Annotated in this window: 13 protein-coding genes; 11 read left to right on the top strand and 2 right to left on the bottom strand. The window is 70.8% G+C overall.

What is annotated here, in order from left to right:
• The first annotated feature begins 17 nt into the window (after window positions 1-17).
• From nuoE to recQ, 11 genes are all read left to right on the top strand, one after another.
• On the top strand, window positions 18-848 hold the full coding sequence (gene nuoE, locus ACQPZG_RS14730; RefSeq protein WP_433549412.1) for an NADH-quinone oxidoreductase subunit NuoE: 831 nt from the start codon (window positions 18-20) through the stop codon (window positions 846-848).
• Window positions 848-2,218 (top strand): NADH-quinone oxidoreductase subunit NuoF, encoded by a 1,371-nt coding sequence (gene nuoF / locus ACQPZG_RS14725; protein WP_433546218.1) that lies wholly within the window; start codon window positions 848-850, stop codon window positions 2,216-2,218. The genes nuoE and nuoF overlap by 1 nt, the downstream gene beginning before the upstream one ends.
• On the top strand, window positions 2,215-4,752 hold the full coding sequence (locus ACQPZG_RS14720; RefSeq protein WP_433546217.1) for an NADH-quinone oxidoreductase subunit G: 2,538 nt from the start codon (window positions 2,215-2,217) through the stop codon (window positions 4,750-4,752). The genes nuoF and ACQPZG_RS14720 overlap by 4 nt, the downstream gene beginning before the upstream one ends.
• 32 nt (window positions 4,753-4,784) lie before the next feature.
• Entirely contained in the window at window positions 4,785-6,110 is a 1,326-nt protein-coding gene (gene nuoH, locus ACQPZG_RS14715) for an NADH-quinone oxidoreductase subunit NuoH (RefSeq protein WP_433549411.1), read from the top strand.
• Window positions 6,103-6,753: an NADH-quinone oxidoreductase subunit NuoI gene (gene nuoI / locus ACQPZG_RS14710; RefSeq protein WP_433546216.1), complete on the top strand. Its 651-nt coding sequence runs from the start codon at window positions 6,103-6,105 to the stop codon at window positions 6,751-6,753. Before nuoH ends, nuoI begins: the two co-directional genes overlap by 8 nt.
• The gene (locus ACQPZG_RS14705; RefSeq protein WP_433546215.1) at window positions 6,750-7,598 is read left to right on the top strand and encodes an NADH-quinone oxidoreductase subunit J; all 849 of its coding nucleotides are present in this window, start codon (window positions 6,750-6,752) and stop codon (window positions 7,596-7,598) included. Before nuoI ends, ACQPZG_RS14705 begins: the two co-directional genes overlap by 4 nt.
• Window positions 7,595-7,894, top strand: coding sequence for an NADH-quinone oxidoreductase subunit NuoK (gene nuoK, locus ACQPZG_RS14700; protein ID WP_433546214.1), 300 nt, complete (start codon window positions 7,595-7,597; stop codon window positions 7,892-7,894). The genes ACQPZG_RS14705 and nuoK overlap by 4 nt, the downstream gene beginning before the upstream one ends.
• Before the next feature lie 15 nt (window positions 7,895-7,909).
• Entirely contained in the window at window positions 7,910-9,856 is a 1,947-nt protein-coding gene (nuoL, locus tag ACQPZG_RS14695) for an NADH-quinone oxidoreductase subunit L (protein ID WP_433546213.1), read from the top strand.
• A gap of 5 nt (window positions 9,857-9,861) precedes the next feature.
• A complete protein-coding gene (locus ACQPZG_RS14690) occupies window positions 9,862-11,433 on the top strand; it encodes an NADH-quinone oxidoreductase subunit M (RefSeq protein WP_433546212.1) in 1,572 nt (523 codons plus the stop codon).
• The gene (nuoN, locus tag ACQPZG_RS14685; protein WP_433546211.1) at window positions 11,430-13,097 is read left to right on the top strand and encodes an NADH-quinone oxidoreductase subunit NuoN; all 1,668 of its coding nucleotides are present in this window, start codon (window positions 11,430-11,432) and stop codon (window positions 13,095-13,097) included. The genes ACQPZG_RS14690 and nuoN overlap by 4 nt, the downstream gene beginning before the upstream one ends.
• Window positions 13,098-13,277: 180 nt before the next feature.
• Window positions 13,278-15,476 (top strand): DNA helicase RecQ, encoded by a 2,199-nt coding sequence (gene recQ / locus ACQPZG_RS14680; RefSeq protein ID WP_433549410.1) that lies wholly within the window; start codon window positions 13,278-13,280, stop codon window positions 15,474-15,476.
• A 341-nt stretch (window positions 15,477-15,817) separates the two neighbouring features.
• Here the strand turns inward: recQ and ACQPZG_RS14675 are convergent, their stop codons facing one another.
• Window positions 15,818-16,474 (bottom strand): response regulator, encoded by a 657-nt coding sequence (locus tag ACQPZG_RS14675; RefSeq protein WP_433546210.1) that lies wholly within the window; start codon window positions 16,472-16,474, stop codon window positions 15,818-15,820.
• The gene (locus ACQPZG_RS14670; RefSeq protein ID WP_433546209.1) at window positions 16,471-17,730 is read right to left on the bottom strand and encodes a sensor histidine kinase; all 1,260 of its coding nucleotides are present in this window, start codon (window positions 17,728-17,730) and stop codon (window positions 16,471-16,473) included. Before ACQPZG_RS14670 ends, ACQPZG_RS14675 begins: the two co-directional genes overlap by 4 nt.
• Window positions 17,731-17,735 lie beyond the last annotated feature (5 nt).

Here is a 17,735-nt window from a genome sequence, read left to right as displayed (position 1 = left end):
CCGATGTGTCACTGGGCATGCCCCAACTGCCCGCCCCCGCCTACCCGGACGAGGTCCGGGCCCGCCTCGAAGCGGACGCCCGGGAGGTGATCGGCCGCTACCCCGACAGCCGCTCCGCCCTGCTGCCCCTGCTGCACCTCGTGCAGTCCGAGGAGGGGTACGTCTCGCGCACCGGCATGGCCTTCTGCGCCGACGTCCTCGGCCTCACCACCGCCGAGGTCACCGCGGTCGCCACCTTCTACACGATGTACCGGCGCAAGGCATCCGGCGACTACCAGGTCGGCGTCTGCACCAACACCCTGTGCGCCGTCATGGGGGGCGACGCCATCTTCGACGAGCTGAAGAGCTACCTCGGCGTCGGCAACAACGAGACCACCGGCGACGGCAAGGTCACCCTCGAACACATCGAGTGCAACGCCGCCTGCGACTACGCCCCCGTGGTGATGGTCAACTGGGAGTTCTTCGACAACCAGACCCCGGAATCGGCGAAGAAGCTCGTCGACGACCTGCGGTCCGGCCGCCCCGTCGAACCCACCCGGGGCGCACCCCTGTGCACGTACAAGGAGACCGCCCGCATCCTCGCCGGGTTCCCGGACGAGCGCCCGGGAGCGGTCGAGGCGTCGGGCGGCGCCGGGCCCGCCTCGCTGATCGGCCTGAAGCTCGCCAAGGGCGAGACGCCGGGCCGGCCCCGCGTCGTGTCGCCGCGCGGCGAGCGCAAGCAGGACGCCCCGCAGGGCGGCTCCGAACACCTCAGCTCGCACGACGCCCCGCAGCCCACCTCGGCCTCCGACCCGGCCGCGGCACCCGAGCAGCACCCGCAAGGACCCTCGTCAGAGGAGGGGGAGTGATGACCTTGGCACCCGAGATCAACAGCAACGGCAACGGTGACAGTCCGGAGAAGCTGCTCTCGCCCGTCCTGTCCGCGTTCTGGGACGACCCGCAGTCCTGGACGCTGGAGACCTACCGCAGGCACGAGGGGTACGAGGGCCTGCGCAAGGCCCTCGCCATGACCCCGGACGACCTGATCGCGTACGTCAAGGACTCCGGCCTGCGCGGTCGAGGCGGCGCCGGATTCCCCACCGGAATGAAGTGGCAGTTCATTCCGCAGGGCGACGGGAAGCCGCACTACCTGGTGGTCAACGCCGACGAATCGGAGCCGGGGACCTGCAAGGACATCCCGCTCCTCTTCGCGAACCCGCACAGCCTCATCGAGGGCATCGTCATCGCGTGCTACGCGATCCGCTCGCACCACGCGTTCATCTACCTGCGCGGCGAGACCGTCCCCGTACTGCGCAGGCTGCACGAGGCCGTGCGGGAGGCCTACGCCGCCGGCTACCTCGGCACGAACATCCTCGGCAGCGGACTCGACCTCGAACTCACCGTGCACGCGGGGGCGGGCGCGTACATCTGCGGTGAGGAGACCGCGCTGCTCGACTCGCTCGAAGGCCGTCGCGGCCAGCCCCGGCTGCGTCCCCCCTTTCCCGCGGTCGCCGGGCTCTACGCCTGTCCCACTGTCGTCAACAACGTCGAATCGATCGCCTCGGTTCCCGCGATCCTCCTCAAGGGCAAGGACTGGTTCCGTTCGATGGGCAGCGAGAAGTCCCCGGGCTTCACGCTGTACTCGCTGAGCGGCCACGTCACCAACCCCGGCCAGTTCGAGGCCCCGCTCGGCATCACCCTGCGGCAGCTGCTCGACATGAGCGGCGGCATGCGCGCCGGGCACCGGCTCAAGTTCTGGACCCCGGGCGGCTCCTCCACGCCGATGTTCACCGACGAGCACCTCGACGTGCCCCTGGACTACGAGGGCGTCGGCGCCGCCGGTTCCATGCTCGGCACCAAGGCGCTCCAGTGCTTCGACGAGACCACCTGCGTCGTGCGGGCCGTCACCCGGTGGACCGAGTTCTACGCCCACGAGTCCTGCGGCAAGTGCACCCCCTGCCGCGAAGGCACCTACTGGCTCGTCCAGTTGCTGCGGGACATCGAGGCCGGCAAGGGCCGGATGGCCGACCTCGACAAGCTCAACGACATCGCCGACAACATCAACGGCAAGTCCTTCTGCGCGCTCGGAGACGGAGCGGCCTCGCCGATCTTCTCCTCGCTCAAGTACTTCCGCGAGGAGTACGAGCAGCACATCACCGGCAAGGGCTGCCCCTTCGACCCCGCCAAGTCGACTCTCTGGGCCGACCGGCACGCAGACAGCACGGAGGTGAACGCATGACCGTCACGACCAACAGCGCGCCCTCCGGGGGCGGCGAGGCGGCGGTCCCCCCGGAGGATCTCGTCTCCCTGACGATCGACGGCATCGAGATCAGCGTCCCCAAGGGCACGCTGGTGATCCGCGCCGCCGAACTCCTCGGCATCGAGATCCCCCGGTTCTGCGACCACCCCCTCCTCGACCCGGCGGGCGCCTGCCGCCAGTGCATCGTCGAGGTCGAGGGCCAGCGCAAGCCGATGGCCTCCTGCACCATCACCTGCACCGACGGAATGGTGGTGAAGTCCCAGCTCACCTCGCCCGTCGCCGACAAGGCGCAGCGCGGTGTGATGGAGCTGCTCCTCATCAACCACCCGCTGGACTGCCCGGTCTGCGACAAGGGGGGCGAGTGCCCCCTGCAGAACCAGGCCATGTCGCACGGCGACCCCGATTCCCGTTTCGACGGCAGGAAGCGGACGTACGAGAAGCCCGTCCCGATCTCCACCCAGGTGCTCCTGGACCGCGAACGGTGCGTGCTGTGCGCGCGCTGCACCCGGTTCTCCAACCAGGTGGCGGGCGACCCGATGATCGAACTGATCGAGCGCGGCGCGCTCCAGCAGGTCGGCACCGGCCAGGGCGACCCCTTCGAGTCGTACTTCTCCGGCAACACCATCCAGATCTGCCCGGTCGGCGCCCTCACCTCCGCCGCGTACCGCTTCCGCTCCCGGCCCTTCGACCTCGTGTCGAGCCCGTCGGTGTGCGAGCACTGCGCCGGCGGCTGCGCCACCCGTACCGACCACCGGCGCGGCAAGGTCATGCGGCGCATGGCGGCCGAGGACCCGGAGGTCAACGAGGAGTGGCTGTGCGACAAGGGGCGGTTCGGCTTCCGCTACGCCCAGCGTCCCGACCGGCTGACCACCCCGCTGGTCCGCAACACCGACACCGGTGAACTGGAGCCCGCGAGCTGGCCCGAGGCCCTTCAGGCGGCGGCCGAGGGGCTGTCCGCCGCGCGCGGTCGCGCCGGTGTCCTCGCCGGCGGCCGGCTGACCGTCGAGGACGCCTACGCGTACGGCAAGTTCGCCCGGGTCGTCCTGGACACCAACGACGTCGACTTCCGCGCCCGCGTGCACAGCAGCGAGGAGGCCGACTTCCTGGCCGCCCGCGTCGCCGGGCGCGGACGCGATCTCGACGGCACGGGCACGACGTACACCACGCTGGAGAAGGCCCCGGCGGTGCTGCTCGTCGGGTTCGAGTCCGAGGAGGAGGCCCCCGGCGTCTTCCTGCGGCTGCGCAAGGCCCACCGCAAGTACGGCCAGCGCACCTTCGCCGTCGCCTCGCACGCCACCCGCGGCCTGGTCAAGGCGGGCGGCGTCCTGCTGCCCGCCGCCCCCGGCACCGAGACGGAGTGGCTCGACGCGCTCACCTCGCACGCGGGCCTGGACGGCGACGGCGTGCGCGCCGCCGACGCCCTGCGCGAGCCGGGCGCGGTCCTCGTCGTCGGGGAACGCCTGGCCGGTGTGCCGGGAGCGCTGACCGCCGCCGTACGCGCGTCGGTGGCGACCGGCGCGGAACTGGTGTGGATCCCGCGCAGGGCGGGCGAGCGCGGTGCCGTCGAGGCGGGCGCGATTCCGTCGCTGCTGCCCGGCGGACGTCCCGCGACCGACCCCCGCGCGCGCGACGAGGTGGCCGCCGTCTGGGGAGTGACCGAACTGCCGCACCGCTACGGGCGCGACACCGGCCAGATCGTCGAGGCCGCCGCGACCGGCGAACTCCTCGCCCTGGTCGTCGCGGGCGTCGAAGTCGCGGACCTGCCGGACCCGTCGCGTGCCCGCGCGGCTCTCGACGAGGTGCGTTTCCTGGTCTCGCTGGAGCTGCGGCCCAGCGAGGTCACCGACCGTGCGGACGTCGTCCTGCCGGTGGCCGCCGTCGCCGAGAAGCCCGGCACCTTCCTCAACTGGGAGGGCAGGGCGCGGATGTTCGAGGCCGCGCTCAAGCCCGAGCAGATGACGCGCACGCTCGCGCCGAGCGACGCGCGGGTGCTGCACATGCTGGCCGACGCGATGGCCGGCACCGCGGGCGCCGACCGGTTCGGGCTGCCGGACCTGAAGTCCGTGCGGCGGGAGCTGGACCGGCTCGCCGGATGGGACGGAACCTACGCCTCCGCCCCGCTGGAGACCGCCCGCCCGCTGCCCCGCGCGGGCGCCGGGGAGGCCGTTCTCGCGAGTCACCGGATGCTGCTCGACCAGGGCCGGCTCCAGGACGGCGACGAGGCCCTGGCCGGCACCCGGCACGCGGCCGTGGCCAGGCTCTCCGCCGCCACCGCCGCCGAGACCGGCGTCCGGCACGGCGACGTCCTCGCCGTCACCGGCCCGGCGGGAACCGTCGAACTGCCGCTGTGGGTCAGCGAGATGCCCGACCGCGTGGTCTGGCTCCCGATGAACTCCGTCGGCGGCGGCGTCCTCGACGACACCGGGGCCCGTCCCGGCCAGTTGGTCACCCTCGCCCCCGCCGCCCGTGGCGCCGACTCCGGCGCCGCTTCCCCCACGGAGGTGACGGCGTGACGACGTACCCGCTCGCCGTGGAAGACCTGTCGATGTTCGGCACGGACCCCTGGTGGCTCGTCGCGATCAAGGCCGTCTTCTGCTTCGCGTTCCTGATGGTCACCGTGCTCTTCTCCATCGTGTGGGAGCGCAAGGTCGTCGCCTGGATGCAGCTGCGCGTCGGGCCCAACCGGCACGGGCCGTGGGGCCTGCTCCAGTCGCTCGCCGACGGCATCAAGCTGATGCTCAAGGAGGACGTGGTCGTCAAGCGCGCGGACAAGGTCGTCTACGTCCTCGCGCCGGTGATCGCGGCCATCCCCGCGTTCATGGCGATCGCCGTCATCCCCTTCGGGCCCGCGGGCAACGAGGTGTCGATCTTCGGCCACCGCACGACGATGCAGCTCACCGACCTGCCCATCGCGATGCTCTACCTCCTCGCGTGCGCGTCGGTCGGCATCTACGGCATGGTCCTCGCCGGCTGGTCGTCCGGGTCGACGTACCCGCTCCTGGGCGGTCTGCGCTCCTGCGCGCAGATGATCTCCTACGAGATCGCGATGGGCGCGACCTTCGCGTCGGTCTTCCTCTACTCGGGGTCGATGTCGACGTCGACGATCGTGGAGGCGCAGGCCGACCGGTGGTTCGTCATTCTGCTGCCGGTGTCGTTCATCATCTACGTCGTCACCATGGTCGGCGAGACGAACCGCGCGCCGTTCGACATGCCGGAGTCCGAGGGCGACCTCGTCGGCGGCTTCAACACCGAGTACTCGTCGATCAAGTTCGCCCTGTTCATGCTGGCCGAGTACGTCAACATGGTCACCGTCTCGGCGGTGGCGGTCACCCTCTTCCTGGGCGGCTGGCGGGCCCCGTACCCGATCAGCACGTTCTGGGAGGGCGCGAACCACGGCTGGTGGCCGATGCTCTGGTTCGTCCTCAAGGTCCAGCTGCTGCTGTTCTTCTTCATCTGGCTGCGCGGCACGCTGCCACGCGTGCGCTACGACCAGCTGATGAAGCTCGGCTGGAAGGTCCTGATCCCGATCTCGGTGGTCTGGCTGATGCTGGTGGCGACCGTACGGGCACTGCGCAACGCCAACGTCGAGTACCAGCAGATCGTGCTGTACGTCGCCGGGGCGGTGATCGCCGTCCTGCTGCTGTCGTTCGTCTGGGACGTCTTCCGGCGCGACAAGACCGACGAACCGGACGACGAGCCCGCCTTCGACCCGATGGCCGGTGGCTACCCGGTGCCCCCGCTGCCCGGCCAGACGCTGCCGCCGGTCCCGCGCAGGCGTTCGCGCGGTGAGCGCGAGCTCGTTGTCAGTGGCGGCGGCAATACTGACCACATGGCTACCCAGAGTGACGGAAAGGAGGCTGACGGTGTCTGACGCATCTTCCCGGGGAGAGGACCCCCGGACCCCCTGGCAGAACCCCGTGGCCGGCTTCGGCGTGACCTTCAAGGCCATGTTCAAGAAGCGGCTGACCGAGCAGTACCCGGAGACGCCGAAGGTGACGGCGCCGCGCTTCCACGGCCGTCACCAGCTCAACCGGCACCCGGACGGCCTGGAGAAGTGCATCGGGTGCGAGCTGTGCGCCTGGGCCTGCCCCGCCGACGCGATCTACGTGGAGGGCGCGGACAACACCGAGGAGGAGCGCTACTCCCCGGGCGAACGGTACGGCCGCGTCTACCAGATCAACTACGCCCGCTGCATCCTGTGCGGGCTGTGCATCGAGGCGTGCCCCACCCGGGCGCTCACGATGACCAACGAGTTCGAACTGGCCGACAGCAGCCGCGAGAGCCTCATCTACACCAAGGACCAGCTCCTCGCCGGACTCACCGAGGGCATGGTCGAGGCGCCGCACTCCGTCTTCCCCGGCACCGACGAACAGGACTACTACCGTGGCCTGGTCACCGAGGCCGCTCCGGGTACGGAACGACAGGTCGCGCTGAGCAAGGGGGAGCGGCCCCAGGAGGGCGCCTCCACGTTCGGCGAGGACGAGCCCGCATCGGCGAAGGTGGTGGGCGGGTGAACGCCGTCGCTGCCGCCGCTTCGACCGGCGAGGCCGTGCAGTTCTGGATCCTCGGCACCGTCGCCGTCCTCGGCGCCCTGGGCACCATCCTGCTGAAGAAGGCCGTGCACAGCGCGCTGTGCCTGGCCGGGACCATGATCGTCCTGGCGGTCTTCTACCTCGCCAACGGGGCGTACTTCCTGGGCATCGTCCAGATCGTCGTCTACACCGGCGCGATCATGATGCTCTTCCTCTTCGTCGTGATGCTCGTCGGCGTCACCGCCGCCGACTCCCTGACCGAGACGCTCAAGGGGCAGCGCTGGCTGGCCGTCGGATGCGGACTCGGCTTCGGCATCCTGCTCATCGCCGGCATCCGGCACGCACAGCTCGGCGAGTTCAACGGGCTCGCCAAGGCCAACGCGGGCGGCAACGTGCAGGGCCTCGCGGAGCTGATCTTCACCAAGTACGTCTTCGCCTTCGAGATCACCGGCGCCCTGCTGATCACCGCCACCGTCGGCGCGATGGTCCTCACCAACCGCGAGCGCACCGAACGCGCCAAGACCCAGCGGGAGCTGGCGGACGAGCGCGTACGCGGCGGAAAGCACCTGCCGCCGCTGCCCGCCCCCGGCGTCTACGCCCGGCACAACGCGGTGGACATCGCGGGTCTGCTGCCCGACGGGACCCCGTCCGAGCTGACCGTCATGCAGACGCTGCGCGAGCGGGGCCAGGTCCGCGACGTGTCCACCGAGGCGCTCAACGACCTCAAGGCGCTCGAACAGCGCTCCGAGGAGCGCCTGGGCCGGGACACCGACAGCCACCCCGACCGCGGCCGTGACCATGACCGTGCAGAGGAGGCAGCCAAGTGAACCCGGTCAACTACCTCTATCTCGCCGCCCTGCTGTTCACCATCGGCGCGGCGGGTGTGCTGATCCGGCGCAACGCCATCGTGGTGTTCATGTGCGTCGAGCTGATGCTCAACGCGTGCAACCTGTCGCTCGTCGCGTTCTCCCGGATGCACGGCAACCTCGACGGCCAGATCGTCGCCTTCTTCACGATGGTCGTCGCCGCCGCCGAAGTCGTGGTCGGGCTGGCGATCATCGTGTCGCTGTTCCGGGCCCGCCACACGGCCTCGGTCGACGACGCCAGCCTGATGAAGCTGTAAGGGGTCGGAAGCAAAGTGGAGAACCTGATCGCGCTGCTCGTCGCGGCGCCACTGCTCGGAGCGGCCGTACTGCTGTGCGGCGGCCGCCGGTTGGACAAGGCCGGCCACTGGCTGGGCACGCTGCTCGCCGCGGCGTCGTTCGGCATCGGCGCCGTCCTCTTCTTCGACATGGTCGGCAAGGACGCGGGCGACCGCGCCCTGCACCAGAAGCTGTACAGCTGGATCCCGGTCGCGGACTTCCAGGCGGACATCGCCTTCCAGCTCGACCAGCTGTCGATGACCTTCGTCCTGCTGATCACCGGTGTGGGCACCCTGATCCACGTCTACTCGATCGGCTACATGGAGCACGACGAACGCCGTCGGCGCTTCTTCGGCTACCTGAACCTGTTCCTCGCGGCGATGCTCCTGCTCGTCGTCGCCGACAACTACCTCCTGCTGTACTTCGGCTGGGAGGGCGTCGGTCTCGCCTCGTACCTGCTCATCGGGTTCTGGCAGCACAAGCCCAGCGCGGCGACGGCGGCGAAGAAGGCGTTCCTCGTCAACCGCGTCGGTGACATCGGCCTGTCCATCGCGATCATGCTGATGTTCACGACCTTCGGGACCTTCGCCTTCGGGCCGGTGCTGGGGGCCGCGGAGGGCGCGAGCGAGGGCAAGCTCACCGCGATCGGCCTGATGCTGCTGCTCGCCGCGTGCGGCAAGTCGGCGCAGGTGCCGCTGCAGTCCTGGCTCGGCGACGCGATGGAGGGCCCGACCCCGGTCTCCGCCCTCATCCACGCGGCGACCATGGTCACCGCGGGCGTCTACCTGATCGTCCGGTCCGGCGCGATCTTCAACGCCGCGCCGGACGCCCAGCTGGTGGTGACCGTCGTCGGCGCGGTCACGCTGCTGTTCGGTGCGATCGTCGGTTGTGCCAAGGACGACATCAAGAAGGCGCTCGCCGGATCGACGATGTCGCAGATCGGCTACATGATCCTCGCGGCCGGGCTCGGCCCGATCGGCTACGCCTTCGCGATCATGCACCTGGTGACGCACGGCTTCTTCAAGGCCGGGCTCTTCCTCGGCGCGGGCTCCGTCATGCACGGCATGAACGACGAGGTCGACATGCGCAAGTACGGCGGCCTGCGCAGGTACATGCCGGTCACCTTCGTCACCTTCGGCCTCGGCTACCTGGCGATCATCGGCTTCCCCGGTCTGTCCGGCTTCTTCTCCAAGGACAAGATCATCGAAGCGGCGTTCGCCGCGGGCGGCGCCCAGGGCTGGATCCTCGGCGCGGCCACCCTGCTGGGCGCGGGCCTCACCGCGTTCTACATGACGCGCGTGATGCTGATGACCTTCTTCGGCGAGGAGCGCTGGCGCAACAAGGCCACCGCGTCCCCGGCGGAGCCGGACGTGGAGCCCGCCGCCGAGACGCACGCCGCCCGCACCGAGCCGCACCCGCACGAGTCGCCCAAGTCGATGACGATCCCCATGATCGTGCTCGCCTTCGGGTCGGTCTTCGCGGGCGGCTTCTTCGCCATCGGCGACCGCTTCGCCAACTGGCTGGCCCCGGTGACCCGGTTCGAGCACCCGCACCCGCCGATCTCCGTACCCGTCATCACGGGCGCGACGATCGCGGTCCTGCTGCTCGGTGTGGCCGCCGCGTACCTCCAGTACGGCCGCAAGCCCGTGCCGGTCGTCGCCCCGCGCGGCTCGCTGCTCACCCGGGCCGCCCGCCGCGACCTCCTCCAGGACGACTTCAACCACGTCGTCCTGGTCCGCGGCGGCGAGCACCTCACCCGCTCGCTCGTCTACCTCGACCACTCGGTGGTCGACGGCGTGGTCAACGGCACCGCCGCCTCGGTCGGCGGGCTCTCGGGCCGGCTGCGCAAGCTCCAGAACGGCTACGCCCGCTCGTACGCGGTCTCGATGTTCGGCGGTACGGCGATCCTCATCGCCGCGACCCTGCTGATGAGGGCGGTCTGATCACGATGTCCTTTCCCCTGCTCACCGCGACGGCGGTCCTCCCGGCGGCCGGTGCCATCCTCACCGCCGCCGTACCGGCCGCCCGCCGCACGGTCGCCAAGTGGCTCGCGCTGCTGTTCTCGCTCGGCACCCTCGCGCTGGCCGCGATCGTGCTCGTGCGGTTCGAACCGGGCGGCGACCGCTACCAGTTGACCGAGTCGCACTCCTGGATCAAGGACTTCGGCGTCCGCTACGAACTGGGCGTGGACGGCATCGGGGTGGCGCTGATCGCCCTGACCGCCCTGCTCATCCCGTTCGTGATCATGGCCGGGTGGAACGACGCCGATCCCCTGGAGACGCAGTCGAAGCGCTGGCGGCCCACCCAGGGCTTCTTCGCGCTGATCCTGATGGTCGAGGCGATGGTGATCCTCTCCTTCGAGGCCACCGACGTCTTCCTCTTCTACATCTTCTTCGAAGCCATGCTCATCCCGATGTACTTCCTCATCGGCGGCTTCGGTGACCGGGCGCACGCGGGCACCGACGAGGCGGCGGCGACCCAGCGGTCCTACGCCGCCGTCAAGTTCCTCCTCTACAACCTGGTCGGCGGCCTGATCATGCTGGCCGCCGTCATCGGCCTGTACGTCGTCGCCGGCACGTTCTCCCTCTCGGAGATCGCCGAGATGCGCGCGGCCGGGACGCTGGAGATGTCGACCAACGTCGAACGCCTCCTGTTCCTCGGCTTCTTCTTCGCCTTCGCGGTGAAGGCCCCGCTGTGGCCGCTGCACACCTGGCTGCCCAACGCGATGGGCGAGGCGACCACCCCGGTGGCCGTCCTCATCACGGCGGTCGTCGACAAGGTCGGCACGTTCGCGATGCTGCGCTTCTGCCTCCAGCTCTTCCCGGAGGCCAGCAAGTGGGCGACGCCCGTCGTCCTCGTCCTGGCGCTGGTCAGCATCGTGTACGGGGCGCTGCTCGCCGTCGGTCAGCGCGACATCAAGCGGCTCATCGCCTACGCGTCGATCTCGCACTTCGGGTTCATCATCCTGGGCATCTTCGCGATGACCAGCCAGGGCCAGTCCGGCGCGACGCTCTACATGGTCAACCACGGACTCTCCACCGCCGCGCTGATGCTGGTCGCGGGCTTCCTGATCTCCCGGCGCGGCTCGCGGCTCATCGCCGACTACGGCGGGGTACAGAAGGTGGCCCCGGTGCTCGCCGGAACCTTCCTGATCGGCGGCCTGGCCACGCTGTCGCTGCCGGGACTCGCCCCGTTCGTCAGCGAGTTCCTGGTGCTGGTGGGCGTGTTCGCCGCGTACCCGGTGGTCGGGATCATCGCCACCACCGGCATCGTGCTCGCCGCGCTGTACGTCCTGGTGCTCTACCAGCGCACCATGACCGGCCCGGTGAAGGCCGAGGTCAGCGGCATGCCCGACCTCAAGGCGCGGGAACTGGCGGTGGCCGTCCCGCTGATCGTGCTGCTGATCGGGCTCGGCGTCCACCCGAAGCCGCTGACCGACATCGTCAACCCGGCGATCACCCACACCATGCAGGACGTGAACAAGCAGGACCCCAAGCCTGAAGTGGAGGCCGCGAAGTGAGCGCAACATCTGTCCACACCCTGTGGACGAGTCTGGCGGCGGCCCCACCCCCGGGCGCCCCGGGGGCCACCTTCGACGCGCCGACCATCGAGTACGCGCAACTGGCGCCGATCCTGATCGTCGTCGGCGCGGCCGTGCTCGGGGTACTGGCGGAAGCCTTCGTACCGCGCAAGGGCCGCTACTACGTCCAGCTGTTCATCGCGGAGGTCGCGATCGCCGCGGCCTTCGCGGCGATCATCGGGCTCGCCACGAGCGGCTTCGCCACCACGAAGGCGCAGATCGCGGCCGAGGGCGCCATCGCGGTCGACGGTCCGGCACTGTTCCTCCAGGGGACGATCCTGCTGGCGTCGCTGGTCGCCGTCTTCACCTTCGCCGAGCGGCGGCTCGACCCGGTGGCGCACGGAAACCGCGTCGACTCCTTCGCGGCGGACGCGGCGGCCGTGCCCGGCAGCGCCGCCGAGAAGGCCGCCGTCAAGGCGGGCTTCGCCACCACCGAGGTCTTCCCGCTCGCGATGTTCGCGGTGGCGGGGCTCCTCGCCTTCCCGGCGGCGAACGACCTGCTTACCCTCTTCATCGCGCTTGAGGTCTTCTCGCTGCCGCTGTACCTCCTGTGCGCCGTCGCCCGCCGCAAGCGGCTGATGTCGCAGGAAGCGGCCGTGAAGTACTTCCTGCTCGGCGCGTTCTCCTCCGCGTTCCTGCTGTTCGGCATCGCGCTGCTCTACGGGTACGCGGGCTCCCTCTCGTACGCGAAGATCGCCGACGTCGTGGACGGCACCGTCCAGCAGATCGACCCGGCGCTCGCCGGCACCATGGGCAACGACGCACTGCTGCTCATCGGCATGGCGATGATCCTGATGGGTCTGCTCTTCAAGGTCGGCGCGGTCCCCTTCCACATGTGGACCCCGGACGTCTACCAGGGCGCGCCCACCCCGGTCACCGGATTCATGGCGGCGGCCACCAAGGTCGCGGCCTTCGGCGCGCTGCTGCGCCTGCTGTACGTCGTCCTGCCGGGCCTGACCTGGGACTGGCGGCCGGTGCTGTGGGGCGTCGCGATCGTCACCATGCTGGGCGGCGCGATCGTCGCCATCACCCAGACCGACATCAAGCGGCTGCTCGCGTACTCCTCGATCGCGCACGGCGGGTTCATCCTGGCCGGTGTCATCGCGGCCACCCCGGACGGGATCTCGTCCGTCCTCTTCTACCTGCTCGCTTACTCCTTCGTCACGATCGGCGCCTTCGCCGTCGTCACGCTGGTGCGCGACGCGGGCGGCGAGGCGACGCACCTGTCGAAGTGGGCCGGGCTGGGACGGCGCTCGCCGCTGGTCGCGGCGGTCTTCGCGGTGTTCCTGCTGGCCTTCGCGGGCATTCCGCTGACCTCCGGGTTCTCGGGCAAGTTCGCGGTCTTCAAGGCGGCGGCGGAGGGCGGGGCCGGGGTGCTGGTCGTGGTCGGCGTGCTGTCGTCGGCGATCGCCGCGTTCTTCTACATCCGGGTGATCGTGCTGATGTTCTTCAGCGAACCGAAGGCGGACGGCCCCACGGTCGCCGTGCCGTCGGTGCTGACGATGGCGGCGATCGGGGTGGGGGTGGCGGTGACACTGGTGCTCGGCGTCGCGCCGCAGTACTTCCTGGATCTGGCGGGGCAGGCGGGGACTTTCGTCCGGTAGCCCTTGGTACGTCTGGAATGCGGCCGCCCGGCAGCCCCTTCGTGGGGGTGCCGGGCGGCGGCTTTTGGTCCGGGTTGTCGGTGCCGGCCTCTACCGTGGTGGGTGGGCGGCGAATCGGATACGGGGGACGGCGCGATGAACGTGACGGGCGTGACGAACGGGATGAGTGGGTCGAGCGCAATGGTGGACGTGGACGGCACGGACGGGACGACCGGTACGCGGACGCCGGGTGCGGAGACGCCGGGTGCGGCGGCGGCCGGTACGGGCACGCCCGACCTGCGCGCGGGAGCGGGAGTCGCGGAGAGCGATGCCCTGCGGACGCTGCACCGGGTCTTCGGATACGACGCGTTCCGCGGCGAGCAGGCGGAGATCATCGAGCACGTGGTGGCCGGCGGCGACGCGGTCGTCCTCATGCCCACCGGTGCCGGAAAGTCGCTCTGCTACCAGATCCCGTCCCTGGTCAGGCCCGGCGTGGGCGTGGTGATCTCGCCGCTGATCGCCCTCATGCAGGACCAGGTGGACGCGCTGCGGGCGCTCGGCGTGCGCGCCGGGTTCATGAACTCCACGCAGGACTTCGACGAGCGCCGGACGGTCGAGGCGGAGTTCCTCGCCGGTGAGATCGACCTGCTGTACCTCGCGCCGGAGCGGCTGCGGCTGGACTCGACGCTGGGGCTGCTGTCGCGCGGGAAGGTCTCCGTCTTCGCCATCGACGAGGCGCACTGCGTGGCGTCCTGGGGGCACGACTTCCGGCCGGACTACCTGAGCCTGTCGGTTCTGGGGGAGCGCTGGCCCGACGTGCCGCGGATCGCCCTGACCGCGACGGCGACGGCGGCCACCCACAAGGAGATCACCCAGCGGCTCGGCATGCCCCGCGCCCGGCACTTCGTCGCCAGCTTCGACCGGCCGAACATCCAGTACCGGATCGTTCCGAAGGTCGAGCCGAAGAAGCAGTTGCTGGCCTTCCTCAAGGAGGAGCACCCCGGGGACGCGGGCATCGTCTACTGCCTGTCGCGGAAGTCCGTGGACACCACCGCGGAGTTCCTGTGCCGGCAGGGCATCGAGGCCGTGCCGTACCACGCGGGGCTGGACTCCGGGACGCGGGCGCGCAACCAGGCGCGGTTCCTCCGGGAGGACGGGATGGTGGTGGTCGCGACCATCGCCTTCGGGATGGGCATCGACAAGCCGGACGTGCGGTTCGTCGCCCACCTGGACCTGCCGAAGTCCGTGGAGGGGTACTACCAGGAGACCGGGCGCGCGGGGCGTGACGGGGCGCCGTCGACGGCCTGGATGGCGTACGGGCTCCAGGACGTCGTCCAGCAGCGGAAGATGATCCAGAGCGGCGAGGGCGACGAGTCCTTCCGCCGACGGGCGGCCGCCCACCTGGACGCGATGCTCGCGCTGTGCGAGACCGCGCAGTGCCGACGCGGGCAGCTGCTCGCGTACTTCGGGCAGGAGGCGACCGCCGAGAAGTGCGGGAACTGCGACACCTGTCTGAACCCGCCGGAGACCATCGACGGGACCGTGCCCGCACAGAAGGTGCTGTCGACGGTGTGGCGGCTCAAGCAGGAGCGGCGGCAGAAGTTCGGGGCCGGGCAGATCATCGACATCCTGCTCGGGAAGAAGTCCGCGAAGGTCATCCAGTTCGACCACGATCAGCTGTCCGTCTTCGGCATCGGTCAGGAGTTCACCGAGGCCGAATGGCGTGGCGCGGTGCGGCAGCTGCTCGCCCAGGGGCTGCTGGCCGTCGAGGGCGAGTACGGGACGCTGGTCCTGACCGAGGCGAGCGGGGCGGTCCTCGGGGGACAGCGGGAGATCCGGCTGCGCAAGGAACCGAAGCGGGCCGCGGCGGCGCGTGGGGTCGGGGGTTCGCGCGGCGAGCGGAAGCCGAAGGCGGCGGCGGTGGACCTCCCGGCGGAGGTCGTGCCGGTCTTCGAGGCGCTGCGAGCCTGGCGGACGGACCTGGCCAAGGAACAGGGGGTTCCGCCGTACGTGATCTTCCACAACGCGACGTTGCAGGAGATCGCGACGGTGCGGCCGGGGTCGATGGAGGAGCTGGGCCAGGTCGGCGGGCTGGGCGAGAAGAAGCTGGCCACGTACGGCGAGGGAGTGCTGGAAGTCCTCGCGGGGCTGGGTGGGACGACCGGGGCAGCGGCGTCCGTACAGGCTCCGGGTGGGACGTCGGGGGAGGCGCCGGTGCGGGCTTCGGTCCCGGCTCCGGCGTCGGCGTCGACACCGGGCGGGTCTGCGGCCCCGGCGTCCGGACGGTCTTCGGCCCCGGCTGCCACCTCGGCTCCGGCTCGGGGCGGGCGGGCCGCGGAGCCGGAGTGGGACTGGGCCGCGGAGCCGGAGTGGGACATGGAACCGCCGCCGGAGGATTAGGCGGGTGCCGGGACCGGCGCGGGCATCGGGGCCGGCACGGTGCGGGTGCGGGTGCTGGTGCGGGCACGGTCAGGGTCCTGCCCGCCTGCCCGCCTGCCCGCCTGCCCGAGGGACGCTCGCGGCCGGTGTCCGTCACCGCCCCCGCCGATCCGGCCCCGGGAAGTTGCCGGGCCCGCAGACCGTCGCGCCGGGCAGCCCCGCCCTCCTGCCCCCGGTGACGGCCGAGGGCGAGCCGCCACTTCGATCAGCCGGCGTGGCGACGGCGGGCGGGGCGGGAGCGGACCCGCCCGGGACGGCTCGCGCACCGCGGGCCCGTGCCCGTGCTCAACGGGTTCGTCCGCTCACTTAGACGGAGCCACCAGGCCCGCCTCGTAGGCCAGTATCACCAGCTGCACCCGGTCGCGGGCATGGAGCTTGGCGAGCAGGCGGGTCAGGTAGGTCTTGGCGGTGGCGACGCTGATGAAGAGCTCTGCCGCGATCTCCGTGTTGGACAGACCTCTCCCGACCAGGGTCAGCACCTCGCGTTCCCGGTCGGTGATGCCGCCGAGCTCCGCCCGCGGCGGTGTCGATGCGGGTCGGGCGGTGAACTCCTTGATCAGCCGACGTGTGACGGCCGGTGCGATGAGCGCGTCCCCGGCGGCAACGATCCGGACTGCGGCGAGGATGTCGTCCAGGGCCATGTCCTTGACGAGGAACCCGGAGGCGCCGGCGTGCAGCGCCCCGTAGACGTAGTCGTCGTCGTCGAAGGTCGTCAGGACGACGACGCGGGTGGAGCCGGTGCCCGTGGTGATCAGCCGGGTGGCCTCGATGCCGTCCATGCCGGGCATCCGGAGGTCCATCACCACGACGTCGGGGGCGAGTTCCTCCGTCAGCCGCACCGCTTCCGCGCCGTCTCCCGCCTCGCCCACCACCTCGATGTCCGCGGTGTCGGTGATGACCATCTGCAGGGCGGCCCGGACCAGGGGCTGGTCGTCGGTGAGCACGACACGGATGGTCATCCGGCCACCGCCTTCGCTTCTGCCTCGGTTCCTACCGGTATGGGGAGACTGGCCGTGACGAGGAAACCGCCCCCCGTGCGCGGCCCGGCACTGAAGTCGCCGTGCAACAGGGCGACCCGTTCCCGCATGCCGATCAGACCGTACCCGGTGCCCTTGCCGGTGGTGCCGCCGCTGCCGCGGTCCGAGACCTCGACGGTGAGCTCGTCGTCGCGGTAGTCGAGGCGCACCCGGCAGGAAGCGGCACCCGAGTGCCGTACGGCGTTGGTCACCGACTCCTGGACGATCCGGAAGGCCGCCAGGTCGACGTCGGCCGGGAGCGGGCGGCGCCTGCCCTGCCACCGCACGTCCACGCGCACTCCGGCGGCCGTGGTGGTCGAGGCGAGCCGTTCCACGTTCGCCAGGCCGGCGGCCGGTCGCAGGGACGCCGGAGCGGGCGCATGTCCCGGGCCGGTGTGTTCCTCGTCCTGGTCGGCCTGGCGCAGTGCGCCGAGCATCCTGCGCAACCCGGCCAGCGTCTCGCGGCCGGCCGTCTCCACCGTGAGCATCGCCTCGCGGGCTCTGGCCGGCTGGGTCTCGACGACCCGGGCCGCCGCGCCGGCCTGCAGGGCGATGATGCCGATGCTGTGGGCGACCGTGTCGTGCATCTCGCGCGCGATGTGCAGCCGTTCGGCGGTGACGGCCTCGGCCGCCGCCCGAGCGTGCAACTCCGCGGTGTGGGCGCGGGCCTGGTGCGAGGAGTTGCCGATGAGCCAGGCGATGGCCACGGTCAGGGCCACGAACGGCTCCTGCGCGACGCCGGAATCGTCCGCCGTGACCACCCGCAGGACGAGATGGCCGCCGAGCACGGCGAGCGCCGCGGCGGCCGCGGTGAGCGAGCTCCGCCGGGGCCGGGTGGCCGCGATGTAGCAGAGGGCGACATCCACGGCCAGGAACTGCAGGGGCGGAATCTCGTCCTGCCGCCAGGCCACCGTCGAGACGACCGTGCCGACGATCACCAGGCCGTACGCCACGGACGTCCGGCGGCGCAACAGCACGCTGCCGGCCAGGACCAGCACGAAGGCGAGGGCGAGCAACGCCTGAGCTGCGAGCGAGTCGAGCCCGCCCCGGGGGTAGTTGAGCGAGTACGACCGCTGCGGGGGCATCAGTACGTACTCGACGATGGGCTGCACCGCGGCCGCGTACCACGCGAGCGCCGTCCACAGGCCGGGCGGTATGCGTGTGAGCAGCGGCAACGGGAGCGGTGCTGAGGCTGGCATGCCTT

The sequence above is a fragment of the Streptomyces sp. CA-294286 genome (assembly GCF_050947155.1).
GTDB lineage: Bacteria > Actinomycetota > Actinomycetes > Streptomycetales > Streptomycetaceae > Streptomyces.
This window is presented reverse-complemented; position numbering and strand designations above follow the sequence as displayed.

What these genes read in the sequence shown, in the direction of transcription:
- nuoE (WP_433549412.1), top strand. Translation starts at nt 18, where the DNA reads ATGCCCCAACTGCCCGCCCCCGCCTACCCGGACGAGGTCCGGGCCCGC.
- nuoF (WP_433546218.1), top strand. Translation starts at nt 848, where the DNA reads ATGACCTTGGCACCCGAGATCAACAGCAACGGCAACGGTGACAGTCCG.
- ACQPZG_RS14720 (WP_433546217.1), top strand. Translation starts at nt 2,215, where the DNA reads ATGACCGTCACGACCAACAGCGCGCCCTCCGGGGGCGGCGAGGCGGCG.
- nuoH (WP_433549411.1), top strand. Translation starts at nt 4,785, where the DNA reads ATGTTCGGCACGGACCCCTGGTGGCTCGTCGCGATCAAGGCCGTCTTC.
- ACQPZG_RS14690 (WP_433546212.1), top strand. Translation starts at nt 9,862, where the DNA reads ATGTCCTTTCCCCTGCTCACCGCGACGGCGGTCCTCCCGGCGGCCGGT.
- recQ (WP_433549410.1), top strand. Translation starts at nt 13,278, where the DNA reads ATGGTGGACGTGGACGGCACGGACGGGACGACCGGTACGCGGACGCCG.
- ACQPZG_RS14675 (WP_433546210.1), bottom strand. Translation starts at nt 16,474, where the DNA reads ATGACCATCCGTGTCGTGCTCACCGACGACCAGCCCCTGGTCCGGGCC.
- ACQPZG_RS14670 (WP_433546209.1), bottom strand. Translation starts at nt 17,730, where the DNA reads ATGCCAGCCTCAGCACCGCTCCCGTTGCCGCTGCTCACACGCATACCG.